The following is a 15,432-nucleotide window of genomic DNA, read 5'->3' on the forward strand; positions in this document are numbered from 1 at the left end:
GCTTAGCTAAAGACAGTTTAAATTCTCTGTGATATTTGGACATAAAAAGACCCCCAGTAATTGGAATGTCCAACTATTGGGGGTCAGTTCAAGGACTGGGCTTTTTGTTATTTCACTCTATTAAAACGTGCTAAAGGGGTTGTCTCGAATTATAGAGCGGCTTTGATGCTATCGGCGATTGGTGTGGTTGGACGACCAATCAAAGCACTTAGATCTTTGCTGTCACTGTAAAGAGCGCCTTTAGAAGCACCAACATCGGAATCTGCAAGGATAGCGGCAAAACCTTCTGGTAGACCAGCACCCACTAGAATCTTGGTGTACTCTTCTGCAGGAAGGTCTTGGTAAATCACGGTCTTGCCACTGACTTCAGAAATCGCAGCAGCGTATTCCGCTAGCGTGTAAGCTTGATCACCGGCCAATTCGTAAGTCTTACCTGCTTGGTTTTCAGAGGCGATCACTACCGCAGCAGCTTCTGCGTAGTCTTCACGAGTCGCGGTAGCGTATTTACCGTCACCTGCACTGCCCAATACGGCTCCGTGTTCTAGTGCCATGCCAATGGACGCAGTGTAGTTTTCTGAGTACCAACCATTGCGCAGCAACACATAAGGAACACCTGATTCTGCCAAGGCATTTTCAGTTTGAACGTGTTCTTGAGCCAAAATAATCGGTGATGTTTGCGCATTTAATAAGCTTGTGTAAGCCAATAGCTCTACACCGGCCTGCTTAGCAGCATCGATAACATTTTTATGTTGAGGGAAGCGTTGACCTACTTCACTTGAAGAGACCAATACCACACGTTTAACGCCTTCAAAAGCTGCGTTTAATGAAGCTGGATCAGAGTAATCCGCTTTACGAACCACAACACCTTGATCAGCAAGCGATTGCGCTTTTTCAGGTGAGCGAACCGCTACCACGATTTGATTGGCTGGTGTGCCACGTTTGATAAGGTTGTTAACAATTAGGTTACCTAGTTGACCTGTTGCACCTGTTACTAAAATCATAATATTTCTCCAATTAATTCGTTGTTCAAACTTGATGTAGAGCAGAATACATCACTAACAAACTTTTAGTAAGTACATACATAAAAGTAAGTATAAAAATAATGACTCTTTTTTGATAAAAAGGCGTTCGATGATAGTAATTATTGTTAAAAAGTAAGTATTCACTTGGTTTTATAGACTATAAAACCTTTTTTATCTTGTCTGGCTTGTTGGTTTTAGGGCAAGAGGCACAGAAATTACCGTCGTTTCTTCGAAAATGTAAACAACAGGTTTGACGAACAAACACAGGTGTTTGGCTTGTTTGATCGTCTTGTAATCTCTTTAAAGCTTTTGTGGGTAATGCTAAGGCTTGCGCCCATAAGGTAAATTCGGCTTTTAAATCAAAGTGATGGTGATTTTGCTGATCTTGTTGCTGAACATAGCTTTGCAGATACAGCATGGTCTCAATCAGTTGATCAGCCAATAAGGCTTGATAGAGGATTGGACGACCACCCTGTTGAGCAATTAGCTCTGATTGATAGGATTGAAATAACGAATGTAAGTCCTGACCTAGATGTTTGATCAAAGACATATGTGAGTTTTGGTCGAGCCATTGATCGTCTGCCAGTTGATAACCACAAACCATTTCCGCCACTTGTTTTTGTTGGATACTGGCAATGTTACTTGGCACGGCGCGTAAGTGATAAACGCAAATTAGGGCTAAATATATGGGTTGCCAGCAGAGTAAAGTCCAGCTGCGAATACGCCAATAAGGCCTACCCGCTTCCGGATAAGCCTTATTGAGAGTGTGATGGAGAGAGGCAATGAGTTCTACCTGGTCAGGCCAAGACTCGAGGGAATCCGATCGAGTCTTGGTCGTTTCTAGAGGATGCCTTTGGTTGGGTCGTTGACCATCCAATACAGGAATCAAATGTCGAGCAGTGTGAAATAACTCATCTAGATAAGGCTCCATCTAGTTTGTATCCTCATTAAAATTCATAACGTCCTGTTAGTTCATAAGAACGGTCTGCTCCGAACCAACAGTTACTGGTGTCATAACAGGTGTAATAGGTTTCATCAAAAGCATTCGATACGCTAAATTGCATACTCGCGCCCTGCCAGTTCGCTGATAATTGTGCCAGGTCATAACCAATAGACAGATCGACCAATGTGTAAGAAGGCACAGTATCCGAGTTAGCTGCATCCATTTGCATTTGGCCCACATATCTTAAGCCTGCTCCGAATGAAGTGCCTAGTAAAGTACCTTGTTTTGGTTCATAACCTAGCCAAGTACTGATTTGTTGTTCAGGTGTCCAAATAGGTGTATTTCCTTTTATACCGTCGTTACTTTTTGTTATTTCGACATCTTGATAGGTGTAAGCAATTGTCGCACTAACTTCTTCCGTGATGGATTTGGTCAATTCAATTTCCAATCCATTTGATGTAACTTCGCCCACTTGGATTTTGTCATAGGTACCGCCATTTGGGTCTCTGGTGAGTACATTGCCTTTGACAATATTGAAGGCCGTGACGGAAGCGAGTGTGTCTGCATTTTGAAATTTTACTCCCGTTTCGATTTGGTTTGCGGTGGAGGTTTCAAAAGCATTACCTAATCTATCGGAACCTGAAACGGGTTCAAAGCTTTGCGCGAAATTAATGAAAGGAGAAAAGCCATTGTCTAACTCATATAATGCGCCAATTCGACCGCTAAGTTGGTTTTGATCATCATCTGCTGTTGCTGCGGCACTATATTTGGTTCCAACTTCTGAATATTTGTAATTGTCATATCTGCCACCCACAATGAAGACCCATTGATCCATTCTTATTTGGTCTTGAAGGTATAGCCCGGTTTGTTCTTTGTTTACAGTAAAATCACTAGAGTAACCGGATGACTCAAAATCTAAGTTGGATTTTATAATTTGATTGTAGTTAGGATTGAATAAATCAATGCTGGGTGCAACGGCGTCCTCATATTTTATGTTGGATTCTAATTTTAAATAATCCAACCCTATCAAAACATTATGTTCAAATAATCCTGAGTCAAAAATCCCTGAAAATTGGTTATCAATATTAATACCTTTTGATTCCTCGTCTGTTAAATAGGCTCTTCTGTTAAGAGTTCTTTCATCCGAGTCTAAGCTGGTTGAATAGGTATTTTGCTGATATGCATCGGCATGGGTAAAACGAGTATTCTGTAGGAAGCTCCAAGTATCATTTATCTCATGTTCTAGTTTATATCCTAGTAACAAAACTTCTCTTTCGTATGTTTCCCAGTTTTCATCTCCAGCATAAGCATCTGAGTCGAGTTTCCCGTTTATATTACTTGTCACTGTGCCTTTGGATGGAAGAGAAGAATATACCCCCATCTCAGGGTCATTCTGATAATACATATTCAGATTTAAGAAGGTTGAATCACTAAGTTGAATATCAATCGATGGTGCAATAAGGATACGTTCTTCTTCCGCAGTTACGGATTGGCCGTCTTTTTGACGCGCTAGACCAATGACGCGGTAGTTCACATTATTACTAATGGCTCCCGTTGAATCGAACTGTACCTGTTTTTTATTATCGCTGCCCAAAGCGATTTCAACACTGTTTGCAGTTTCCTTTTGAGGCGATTTACTGATGATGTTGACCATACCGCCTGGTGGCATTTCACCGTATAAGGTTGAGGTGGGTCCTTTGAATATTTCAATTTGGTCAACCACCGCGGCATCAATTTGCGGTTGTAAGTTCCATTCATTGTATAGCAGCGGCAGGCCGTCTAATAAGACGGTATCGTTATCAAAACCGCGGATGTTAAATAAGTCTAAACGGGTAACAGAGCCGCCGCGCAGTTCGGTATTGACTCCAGAAGTGTAGCGCACTGCTTCTGATAAGCTTTCTACACTACGTTCTGCTAATGTTTCTGATTCTATAATGCTGATGGCTTGCGGTGTTTCTTCTGCATCCAATTGGGTTTTGGTTGCCGTGTTACGATAGGTTTGGCCCTTTACTTCAAGAGTGCTTAGATCATTGGTATCGATGGACTCTTTAGCGATGGCTTGACCTGTTGCAATGGCGATTGCCAAGGTCATCAAAGTAGGTCGGAATGACATAGTAGACTTCATTGTAGCTCCGAGAATAATGTTATTTATGAGAATGAATCTCATTTTAATAATCTCGTCACAGGAAAACTTAACGATTTGGTGCAACATTGATTACTCAATGTGGCTCTCTTTTATCTTCGTGTTATTGTCTGGGACAAATCGGTAGCCAATATTCCATATAACTGTTTGGGTCTGCGGGATCATAGTTAGGTTGATACATTTCTAAATCAAAGCCGGATACGCCGTTGTAATCCGAGTCTGGTAACCAATTAAAGAGAAACCAGCGAACGGCTTCCTCTATTGCCTGTACTTTGCCATGAACGGGAATAACGGCGTATTCTTGAGAGGGCACGGTCAGTGTTGGGTATTCCTCTGGAAGCATGCTTTGTTTGTCATAACTTGCCCAATACTGCATTTGTTGAGGATGTTTAGCGCAATACTTTGTATTTATCACTCCTATTGGTTGCCCTGACGTGGGGCTTGTATGTAATTCGCTGTCCACTTTGCGCCACAGTTCTCTGACTTTATGTTGATAGTCGGGTTGATTGGAAAAAGGCCCATAAATCCAATCGGACTGTGCTTTGAGCTGAAAGGCGTTGCGGTTTTCGATGCGAATTTGGGTGAAGGCTTTCGGCGCTTCGACCCTGTGATTGGCTTGTCGGTACTGCAATGGTGTGCGTAAACCTTGACGTATACCGCGTTGTCGATAGTTTCTTGGCGTAGTATCAAACATCTGTTTAAAAGCCCGTGAAAAACTGATTTCTGAATCAAAGCCACACTGCATGGCAATGTCCAAGTGCTTTCGTTGACTGGAAAGTAACAGTTCTGCAGCGTGGCTGAGTCTAAGTTCACGAGTATATTGCGCTACTGTTAAACCTGTGGCTTCACCAAAAACGCGCTGAAACTGCCAGCGCGACCAACAGCTTTTTTCAGCTAAATCTGCCACATGGATGGTTTCATCAAGGTGGCTGTGAATATAGTCGAGGACTTTTTCAATGCGATTTAGCTTGTCTTGGTTGGTCATATTGGTAAAGAGTTAGATTGTCAAATAATAACTATTATCATCTAAAATGCGTTTATTGCCAATCTTTTGCCATTCAGCTGATCGTCTCTCATTTGCTTACTAGGATTTAATCAGTTTGCATGATTAAATCCATCAGCTTACTTAGAAGAAAAAATGACAACTGAGTCGTTGCTCGTATAACGACCCAACAGATAGGAAGTGTTGCTATGCAGGAACTCACTCGTACCAGTTTGTATTGTGCTATGTTCATCGCCATTGGCGCTGTGGCCGGTTTGTTGGGACCGAGCTTGATCTATTTAGCCGATTTAATTGATGCCACTGTAGCGGAAATTTCCGTTGTCTTTACCGCTCGTGCTATAGGTAACATTCTTGGTGCTTTGCTAGCAGCTCGTATGTATGAACGTTGGCAAGGTCATCATTACATCATTTTGATGTTAGTCATTATGATTGGCGCTTTGGTGCTTGTGCCCTTTTCTACCAGCTTGAGTATGTTGGTTGTTTTGTTCTTTTTGCTGGGTGCAACGGAAGTATCGGCTAACGCTGGCGGTAACATGATGATGATTTGGTTGCATAAGGAAAAAGTCGGTTCTTATGTGACGGTATTGCACCTTTGCCACAGTGCTGGTTCCATGCTGGCGCCTTTGATTTTGGTGTTCTCTGGATGGCTGGGACAGGATTACGGTACCGGTTATTGGCTGGTGGCAGTGTACGCTGTGTTACTACCTGTGCTCTTATGGCGTCAACCTAGTCCAACGTTTGCCGCCAGAGCACAAGAAGTCGTACCTGAAACGAAACAAAAAGCCACTTTTTTAGCCTTTGTGACGGTTATATTTCTTTATGTCGGCTTTGAAATCACCATTGCCGGTTGGATGAGTACCTATGCGGTTTTGTCTGGGGTGGAACAAAATTCAGCCGCCATTCTGGTTACCTGGTTCTTCGTTAGTATCTCTATTGGTCGTTTGATTTCTGTGCCTTTACTACGTTTTATTACTCCTCAACAAGGTGTAAATCTGCATTTATGTATCGCAGTCTCTGGCGTCTTAGTGATGATGCTGACTGATGCGTCCTTTGTGCTGGTGGCGTTGTGGTTGGGACTGGGTTGTTCTGCTTTTTTTCCTATGGTGTTTTCATACGCGAACAGCATCATGTCACTAAACGGCAAACGTACTGCCTTTGTTTTTGTGTGTTGTGGTTTAGGAGCTTTGGTTGCACCCACCTTGACAGGACCTATCATTGAATTGTTCAGTGTCTCTTCTTTTCCTTATCTATTGGCGTGTTTGATTAGCATGATTGCTTTGAGTTGGTATCGTTTATCCTCTATGACAAGATAGATAAAAAGTATGTAAGCACTTACTTATAATCTGTTATGATGCGTAGTTAGTTATATTTGTGCAGCAAGGCAATACTGAAAGCGGCTAAATCTGTATAAATTTCAAATGAGAAAGGAATCTCTTTGTATTGGGTTTGACGACCTTTGCCAGTTAATACCAAAACTGGCTGACAGCCTCTGGCGCGACCTGCTTCTAAGTCACGTAGGGAATCCCCTACCATAATGGCGGGTGTTTGCTTGAAGTTGACTCCCAACTGAGCTTCAATCTTTTCTATCATGCCACTTTTGGGTTTACGACACTGACAGTCATCGTCTGGCCCATGGGGACAATATTCAATACCCTGAATGCTTCCGCCTTCTGCTGCAACCAAAGCGGTCATTTTGTCGTGCATGGCTTGCAATGTGGCTTCGTCATAATAACCACGAGCAATACCAGATTGATTGGTAACAACAAAGATTTGAAATCCCGCTTTTGAGAGTGCTGCTATGGATTTTATACTCCCTGGAATGGGCAGCCATTCCGCTACGGATTTCACATAGGCTTCTGAGTCTTGGTTGATGACCCCGTCCCTATCAAGCAGTATGATGGGTTTGATTGATGGCATGAGTTTTCTCTTGAAGGTGATTTATTTACTTTGCGCTATATTAGCAAAGCGAGTTTGACGACATAAGTGACTAAGGTCTTGTGGCGCGATACCTATGTCCAGTCCCCTTTGTCCGCCGCTTACATACATTTTAGGATAGGTTTGAGCGGATTCATCTATACAGGTAATCAGTGCTTTCTTTTGGCCAATTGGGCTGATGCCACCTACTAAATATCCTGTGATACGTTCTGCTTCTTTGGCTTCTGCCATACGCAGTTTTTTTACCGCGAAAGCGCTGGCTGCGCGTTTTAAATTCAATTGACCTGTGACTGGCACTATGGCAACAAAAAACTGCTTTTCATCGGTAACCAACAAGGTCTTAAAGACGGTTTCTGGTGCTAGATTGAGCTTACTGGCTGCTTCTTCCCCAAAGTTATGACATTGCACATCGTGCTGATACTCATGCATGGTGAAAGTGACTTTCTGCTTTTTAAGCTGATCAATGGCGGGGGTCATGTGTGAGGCATCCTAGTCGCATTCATCAAATCATTATTTTTGCCAAAACATTGGCGTGAATAATACCAATAAGGTAAATACTTCCAGACGGCCAAGTAACATAGAAAAACACAACATCCACTTTGCAGGGTCGCCAATGTTGGTAAAGCTGCTGGCCACGTCACCTAAACCGGGACCCAAATTATTTAAAGTGGCAGCCACGGCTGACCAAGCGGTTACTTGATCCAGTCCAGTTGCCATTAGGCCGATCATTAAGATGACGTAGACTAATAGATAAGCGGAAAAGAATCCCCACACAGCGGACACCACTCGTTCTTGTACCGCTTTCCCACCGACTTTAACAGGTATCACTGCATTAGGATGAATTAAGCGTTGGATTTCACGTATGCCTTGTTTAAGTATCAATAGAATACGAATGACCTTCATTCCGCCACCTGTCGAACTGGCACAGCCACCAACAAAAGAGGTGACGATCAAAAGAAAAGGCAGGAAGTGTGGCCAGTTAGAAAAGTCAGACGTGCCAAAGCCCGATGTGGTGGCAATGGAAACACTTTCGAACAGTGCATAACGTAACGAAGTGTCCCAATCAAAGGTGGCCGTCATGGCTAACACTAAAGTAGAGAGTATTATTGTGCTGCACAATATAAGAAGAAAGAAACGTGCTTCAGGGTCTTTAAAATAGTGCCATACGCTTTTATGACGCCATGCATAAAAGTGCAAAGCAAAGTTAAAGGCAGAGACTATCATAAAGAAGGTACAAATCAGCTCAATTGCCACACTGTTGAAATAGCCTATACTGGCATCATGAGTCGAGAAACCTCCAATTGCTACGGTTGAAAAGCTATGGCAAATGGCATCAAACAAATTCATGCCAGCAATCCAATAGCCTAAAGCACAGACAGAGGTTAGTGTGGCGTAGATATACCACAAGGCTTTTGCTGTTTCAGCGATGCGTGGGGTTAGCTTGGTATCTTTTACGGGACCTGGTGTTTCCGCACGGTATAACTGCATACCACCTATGCCTAGCATTGGCATTATGGCAACCGCCAATACAATGATACCCATGCCACCTAGCCAGTTAAGAAGCTGACGATAAAACAGAATGGATTTGGGCAAGGTGTCTATGCCTGTCAGAATGGTGGCTCCGGTTGTGGTTAACCCAGAGATGGATTCAAACAAGGCATCTGTAAAACTTAAGTCAGGTGTTTCGGCCAGAAAGAAAGGCACAGATCCAAATAAGCCCAGCACCGACCAAAATAATACGGTCACTAAGAAGCCATCTCGAATCTTCAATTCTCCTTTTTCCTTGTGTACGGGAAACCACAAAATAAAGCCGCCAATTAGGTTAATGGCTAAGGCATATAAAAAGGCAGACAAGACTCCATCGCTGTAAATGAGAGAAACAATAATGGGGGGTATCAGCGATACGCTGAAAACCATGACCAATATACCAATGACCCGTAAGATGACCTTAAAATGCATATCTAATGTCCTAAATATTCGGCTATAGGTTTAAACGAAGTGCCGAACAATGGCTGTAATCTGGTTTTAATCTCAATAACTCATTTTTTAAAAGCGACGAAAGAAGATTGTCAAAAGAAGGTCAAGCCTACTTGGAAGAGTTGTTCAACAGCAGGAATTTGCTTCTTGTTCGTCACAAAGATAATGACATGATCTTCTGCCTGGATAACTAATTCACTGGTAGCGACGATGACATCATCCCCGCGAACAATCGCTCCTATGGTTGCTCCTTCAGGAAGATTAATATTGGCAATACTACGGCCAACTACTTTCGAAGAACGATGATCGCCATGTGCGACTGCTTCCAATGCTTCTGCCGCGCCTTTACGCATGGAGTGAACGTTCACTACATCACCACGACGGATGTAACTTAACAAAGAACTGATGGTAGTGTGTTGTGGAGAAATGGCAATATCAATCATGCCTTCTTGAACAATGTCTACATACGCTGGGTTATTAATAATGGTCATGACAGTACGAACCCCAAGTACCTTAGCTAACATGGAAGACATAATGTTGGCTTCATCATTGTTAGTGAGTGCGCAAAATACATCCGTGGATTCTATGTTTTCTTCGAGTAGTAACTCTTGTTTGGATGCGTCGCCATTGAGCACTATGGTGTTGTCGAGGGTTTCTGAAAGATAGCGGCAACGCTCTGGATCTCGTTCAATGATTTTAACGCGGTATTCTTTTTCCAAGCTTTGTGCAAGACGCTCACCTATGTTACCGCCACCAGCAATTATGATACGTCGATAAGGCGTATCTAATGGGCGTAATTCACTCATCACATCCAGTACATCTCGCTGGGCAGTCAGGAAAAAGACTTCATCATTAGCTCGTATATAAGTATTACCATCTGGTGAGATGGATTTACCATCTCGATAAATCGCAGCAATTCGAGTTTGAATTGAAGGCATATGTTCTTTTAAAAAGCTTATCGGCTGGTCAATAAGAGGCCCGCCTTTTTCAGCTTTGACCACTACCAGTTGTACCCTACCCTCGGCAAATTCCATAACCTGTAATGCGCCGGGATAACGAATCAAGCGACTTAAATGTTTAGTAACTTCTTTTTCAGGACTGATACGCACGTCCATTGGTAATGCTTGATCACTAAATAACTCAGGATGGCTCGAATAAGCGCTGGATCGAACACGACCAATTTTTGTGGGGGTTTTGAATAAAGTATGAGCGACCTGACAAGCCACCATATTTGTCTCATCTTGGTTGCTTACGGCTATTAACATGTCAGCATCATTACAGCCTGCCTGACGCAACACATCAGGGTGTGCACCACTGCCTTCTACCGTTTGTATATCCAATCTGTCTTGTAACTCTCTAAGGCGATTTAGGTTCGTGTCGATCACGGTAATATCGTTATCTTCACTTGCTAGATTTTCTGCGAGCGTTGCACCTACTTGGCCGGCCCCGATGATGATGATTTTCATATTTTGCCTTAGCAGAGTCTGACGGTTGCTCTACTCTGATGTATTAATAATCTATTAGAGTTACGTTTTGTCTTTTAATGAGTCGTATGATCTTTGATGCAAAAGATCGTCAATGGGTAAAGTTTACCTACATAAGAACAATTATTTAACTTGTAGTGCTAAAATACTGATAATAATTCTGGTCGATCTTTAACAACAATGCCAGCCAATCTGTCAGGCTGTTACTCTGACCAAGGGAACTACTTCTTATTTCTTCTTTGAATCTGCTTAAGACTTACTGTCACTAAAAACTGAATAGGCTTTACATCTGTTTCACATGAAACAAAAAAGCAGGTTAAGAGCTTAGTCTTACCTGCTTTAGGTTCGCTTTATACCAACCCAATGATAGCAACCATACTTTGCTATCAATCGTTCTTTCATTAATTAGTACTTTTTTTTAATAAACAATAGTAGAAACCATCTTGTCTATCTTCTCGTGGAAATAATTGATAACCATGAGATACTTTCTTGCCCAATTGACTATCTTCGTTATTGAAGACTGCTTTAAGATGATTGTTCAAAGTGTACAAAGCCACTTCGGAGGCATTGGTATGTGTGCTTAAGAAGTCTGCTATTTGTTGTTCGTTTTCTTCCGGCATAAGGGAACAAGTAGCATAAAGCAAATGCCCCCCCGGTTTTAATGTTTGCCAAACTTGCTGCAGAATAGATTTCTGAATATCAACCAGTGCTTCTATGTCCTCAGGCCTACGATTGATTTTGATATCTGGATTTCGTCGAATTACGCCGGTTGCTGAACAAGGCGCATCGAGCAAAATCTTGTCGAATGTCTTGTTATCCCACCAAGACTGTATATCTGACGCATCAGCACAAATAAGTTCTGCAGAATAACCCAGCCTCTCAAGATTGGATTCTATCTTTTCCAGACGCCAGTTTTCTAATTCAATCCCAGTCAGCTCAATTTGCTGATCTTGCTGCTCAGTGCTTTTTGCCATCGCTTCCAGTAGATGACCTGTTTTTCCACCAGGCGCTGCGCAAGCATCGAGTAGTTTCTCGGTAGCGTCCGGGTTTAATATCTCAGCTGCGAGCTGAGCTGATTCATCTTGGACGCTGCATAACCCTTCTTCAAATCCTGGCAATTGATTCACAGAAACTGCATTTTCTAGGTACAGAGCACTGGCAGAGCATTCTCCAATAGAGGCTTTTATACCCTGTTTTTCTAAATCGGTTAAATATGTTTCACGTGAAACTCGATGCAAATTTACTCTCAAACACATTGGTGGATGCAGATTACTTGCAGCAATAATTTGCAGTAGATGATCGGGCCAATGTTTCTTATAACGTTTAACTAACCACTTTGGATGATTAAATTCTACCGAAGGGATGCTGGCAAGATTGTCCAGTAGCTCATCCCCTTCACGTTGATAGCGCCTCAGGATGGCATTGACTAATTTGGTTGCCCAATCTTTGTTTACTGCTCGACAAGCTTCAACAGATTCATTTACCGCTGCATGGTCAGGCGTGTTCATGTACATAATCTGATATAGGCCTAATAACAGCACAGAGTATACATCTGTATCTTTTTCTTCAAAGGGATGGGACAACAGACTGAGTGCCAAACTGTTCAACTGAGGAAATTGACGGCACACACCAAAGCAATATTCTTTAAGTAGCGCTTGTTGTTCTGCGGCGACTTGATGCTGAAAACGATTCAATTGAGTGCTCAAGGAGCCTTTTTGAAGCAAGACTTGAGTTAACACTTGTATAGCAACAGCACGAGGGTTTTGATTGGCTTCCATGGTTAGTCTTCCTGTTGGTTATTGAAGGACTTACCTGCTTGAAGAAGCGCCTTATGTTTACCGTTTAATGCGTCTTGAGCTTTCATGCGTTTGCCGCCAGGGAACTGCAATTCAGTAATACACAAAGCTGCTTGTCCTGTTGCCACCAGAATGCCTTCTTTACCAGCAGAAATAATACTGCCTGGAACGAGATTTTCTTCGCGTTCCACAAGCTTAGCTGCGTGTATTTTCATAATACCTGCTGCACTGTGAGTATAGGCACCTGGCCAAGGCGTTAAGCCTCTGACTTGTCGATCGAGTTGTTCAGCACTTTGTTGCCAATCCAATTGGCCTTCTTGCTTAGTAAGTTTGTCAGCATAATTGGATAAGCTATCGTTTTGTTCTTCTGCTTGTATTTTGCCAAGGCGTAACTTTTCCAATGCGGTAATCAAAGCTTCGCCACCCAGTATCGCCAATCTGTCATGCAAGCTTCCAGAGGTATCGTCTGCTTGAATATCACAGTTTACTTTAAGCAACATGTCACCTGTGTCTAAACCAACATCCATTTGCATTATGGTTATGCCGGTTTGTCTATCGCCTGCCATTAGAGCTCTGTGAATCGGTGCCGCACCTCGCCATCGAGGTAATAAAGATGCATGGACATTTATGCAGCCCATTTTAGGCGTATCTAAAATGTCTTTAGGTAAAATAATTCCGTAGGCAGCCACTATCATGATGTCTGCATTTAGTTCAGCCAGAAGGTGTTTGTCTTCGTCTTGCTTGAAGTTTAATGGCTGGTAAACCGGAATATCATTCGCCAAAGCGAGTTGCTTTACTGGGCTTTGTACCAGCTTTTGGCCCCTACCAGCGGGTCGATCTGGCTGAGTGTAAACACCCACTAACTGGTAATTATTTTGTTTCTGCTGATCGATCAGGGCTTGCAAACTTGCCGCAGCGAAATCGGGAGTCCCGGCAAAAACGATACGAAGTGGTGATGCTGTCATGAGAATTCCTTAACAAAAAAATCAGGCCAATGGCCTGATTTTAAATAATCTTGGTTTGAGTATAGCGTTTCTTATCTTGCTTGTTTTTGTGCCATCTTATGAGCTTTTTCCAATTTGCTCTTAATACGATTACGCTTTAGCGGTGACAAATAATCGACAAAAAGTTTGCCGTCTAGGTGATCAATTTCATGTTGAACACACACCGCCATCAACTCATCGACATCCATTTTGAATTCTTTGCCATGACGATCTAATGCTTTAACGCGAACTTTTGCCGCTCGGTAAAGGTGTTCGTAAAATCCTGGAACGGACAAGCAGCCCTCTTGGCATTCATTTGGCGCATCGTCTAGAACGTCGAATTCAGGGTTAATGAAAACGATGGGCTGATTGCGTTCTTCAGAGTGATCCATTACCACCACACGATAATGATAATCCACCTGTGTTGCCGCTAAGCCAACGCCATTTTCATCGTACATGGTATCTAACATGTCATCGATTTTGGTTTGCAATTCATCCGTAAAGTCAGTGACCGGTTCTGCGACTTTGCGCAGGCGCGGATCTGGGTATTCAAGTACAGTTAAAACAGCCATGATAGTCGTCTCTTTCAATTCAATTGACAGGCTTCTATGTTGCGAAAATTGGATTTGAAGTGGTTAGCAAGTTGGTAAGAAGCGCTGTGATTTAAGTTAATACTGACATTGTACCTCAACTCGCGACTTTCATCAGTCATCTCATGGCGGATTTTTACCCAATATGATTCAATCGCGTTAATAGACCTTGTCTATTTGTTTCAGGATGAAACATCACCCTTTATTCATTCATTGCAATGCAGGAAGCAAAACAATGTATAAAACCTCTTCGTCACTAAACCAAACAGACTGGCTCAGTTTAAGTTTATTAAAGGGAATTGGTCCTGCTCGTCTATCACGCCTGATGCAGTATCTCTGTGAGCTTGATGCTATTAATCAGGATCAAGATGCGAGCCTAACTAAGCAAACTGATGATGTGTCCGATGAATTGTCTTACGAACTATTGAGGAAGTTAAAATGGCCCGACATAACCGCTAAACAAGCTATGGCCTATTTGTCCTCTGGCGAGCTCTCAGATGAACAGCAAGCTAAGTTAGAGCTTACTCAGGAATGGCTGGCGCTTGAGCATCACACCTTGTTGCTGTTTCATGACGAGAATTACCCTCAGCTGTTAAAAGAGATCTCTGTGCCGCCTGCTCTGCTTTATGCAAAAGGATCATTGAATGGTCTGGCTTATCCGAAACTGGGTGTTGTTGGCGCGCGTCGTTGTAGTAAATATGGCAGGGACATGACACTCTATTTTGCTGAAGCATTGGCTGATCGTGGTGTGAGTATTGTAAGTGGTGGTGCCTTAGGTATTGATACGGCGGCTCATCGCGGCGCTCTTAAAAGCAATGCTGCGCCAAGTATTTCAGTAATGGGGACGGGTTTATTGCATTGTTATCCAGATCAGAATAAGCCATTGTATGACGCCTTGTTAGAACAAGGAGGATTGCTTTTAAGTGAATACCCACTTACTACTCAGCCTCGGCCAAATTTATTTCCACCACGCAATCGAATTATAAGTGGATTAAGTATGGCAATTTTGGTGGCAGAAGCATCTATAAAAAGCGGTTCTCTGATCAGTGCCAGTTATGCCTTGCAACAGAATCGTGAAGTCTTTGCTTTTCCTGGACGTTTAACGGACAGTCAATCAGCGGGTTGCCATCAACTCATTCGCCAAGGTGCTAGTCTGGTAACAAAGATCGAAGACATTCTTAATGAGTGCCCTATGCTGTTGGATAAGTTGACGTTAGAAAAATCCCCCGAGTCATCTGAAAGCTTGAGTACAGCTGAAATCAATCCGCCGCTAGAAGCGGAATTCTCATCAAACACTAATCCGCCAAATAAGATAAAAACAATTGACGCTCCGTCTTCTCTCAGCGAATTGGCAAAGACAGTCTTTTATTTATTAAAGGACCTTGCCTCTGAAGATACCCCCGCAGTGGATTTTGATGCCTTATCTCGTTTAACAAAGACAAATGCCGGAGACCTAATGCAAGCTTTAATGGAATTAGAATTAAATGCGTGCATTGAAAATCAACAAGGGTTGTATTGGTTGGTAGGAGCTAGCTGAATGTGGTAAGAGTTGATTT

13 protein-coding genes are annotated in these 15,432 nt (G+C 42.6%); 2 read left to right on the forward strand and 11 right to left on the reverse strand.

The features are described from left to right. Window positions 1-149: 149 nt before the first annotated feature. From ACXAH2_RS12510 to ACXAH2_RS12525, 4 genes are all read right to left on the reverse strand, one after another. Window positions 150-1,001 (reverse strand): SDR family oxidoreductase, encoded by an 852-nt coding sequence (locus ACXAH2_RS12510; protein ID WP_475078929.1) that lies wholly within the window; start codon window positions 999-1,001, stop codon window positions 150-152. 178 nt (window positions 1,002-1,179) lie between these two features. Continuing rightward, window positions 1,180-1,953, reverse strand: coding sequence for a siderophore ferric iron reductase (locus ACXAH2_RS12515; protein WP_475078930.1), 774 nt, complete (start codon window positions 1,951-1,953; stop codon window positions 1,180-1,182). Between the two features lie 16 nt (window positions 1,954-1,969). After that, a complete protein-coding gene (locus ACXAH2_RS12520; protein ID WP_475078932.1) occupies window positions 1,970-4,078 on the reverse strand; it encodes a TonB-dependent siderophore receptor in 2,109 nt (702 codons plus the stop codon). 133 nt (window positions 4,079-4,211) lie between these two features. After that, window positions 4,212-5,093, reverse strand: coding sequence for a GyrI-like domain-containing protein (locus tag ACXAH2_RS12525; protein WP_475078933.1), 882 nt, complete (start codon window positions 5,091-5,093; stop codon window positions 4,212-4,214). A 206-nt stretch (window positions 5,094-5,299) separates the two neighbouring features. On the opposite strand from ACXAH2_RS12525, the gene ACXAH2_RS12530 reads away from it, so the two are divergent. Further along, entirely contained in the window at window positions 5,300-6,424 is a 1,125-nt protein-coding gene (locus ACXAH2_RS12530) for an MFS transporter (protein ID WP_475078934.1), read from the forward strand. Between the two features lie 46 nt (window positions 6,425-6,470). Here the strand turns inward: ACXAH2_RS12530 and gmhB are convergent, their stop codons facing one another. The 7 genes from gmhB to def form a co-directional block, all read right to left on the reverse strand. Further along, the gene (gene gmhB, locus ACXAH2_RS12535; RefSeq protein ID WP_475078935.1) at window positions 6,471-7,028 is read right to left on the reverse strand and encodes a D-glycero-beta-D-manno-heptose 1,7-bisphosphate 7-phosphatase; all 558 of its coding nucleotides are present in this window, start codon (window positions 7,026-7,028) and stop codon (window positions 6,471-6,473) included. 21 nt (window positions 7,029-7,049) lie between these two features. Continuing rightward, complete coding sequence (gene ybaK / locus ACXAH2_RS12540) at window positions 7,050-7,523, reverse strand: Cys-tRNA(Pro) deacylase (RefSeq protein ID WP_475078936.1); 474 nt, start codon at window positions 7,521-7,523, stop codon at window positions 7,050-7,052. A 33-nt stretch (window positions 7,524-7,556) separates the two neighbouring features. Next, on the reverse strand, window positions 7,557-9,005 hold the full coding sequence (locus tag ACXAH2_RS12545; protein ID WP_475078938.1) for a TrkH family potassium uptake protein: 1,449 nt from the start codon (window positions 9,003-9,005) through the stop codon (window positions 7,557-7,559). Window positions 9,006-9,115: 110 nt separating this feature from the next. Then, the gene (gene trkA, locus ACXAH2_RS12550; RefSeq protein WP_475078939.1) at window positions 9,116-10,489 is read right to left on the reverse strand and encodes a Trk system potassium transporter TrkA; all 1,374 of its coding nucleotides are present in this window, start codon (window positions 10,487-10,489) and stop codon (window positions 9,116-9,118) included. Between the two features lie 419 nt (window positions 10,490-10,908). After that, a complete protein-coding gene (gene rsmB, locus ACXAH2_RS12555; RefSeq protein ID WP_475078940.1) occupies window positions 10,909-12,285 on the reverse strand; it encodes a 16S rRNA (cytosine(967)-C(5))-methyltransferase RsmB in 1,377 nt (458 codons plus the stop codon). A 2-nt stretch (window positions 12,286-12,287) separates the two neighbouring features. Continuing rightward, window positions 12,288-13,268 (reverse strand): methionyl-tRNA formyltransferase, encoded by a 981-nt coding sequence (gene fmt / locus ACXAH2_RS12560; protein ID WP_475078941.1) that lies wholly within the window; start codon window positions 13,266-13,268, stop codon window positions 12,288-12,290. A 71-nt stretch (window positions 13,269-13,339) separates the two neighbouring features. Further along, entirely contained in the window at window positions 13,340-13,858 is a 519-nt protein-coding gene (def, locus tag ACXAH2_RS12565; protein WP_475078943.1) for a peptide deformylase, read from the reverse strand. A 253-nt stretch (window positions 13,859-14,111) separates the two neighbouring features. Between def and dprA the strand changes: the two genes are divergently transcribed. Further along, window positions 14,112-15,413, forward strand: a complete 1,302-nt coding sequence (gene dprA, locus ACXAH2_RS12570) for a DNA-processing protein DprA (RefSeq protein WP_475078945.1) — start codon at window positions 14,112-14,114, stop codon at window positions 15,411-15,413. Window positions 15,414-15,432: the final 19 nt, after the last annotated feature.

The sequence above is a fragment of the Marinomonas sp. ABL3_031 genome (assembly GCF_056161265.1).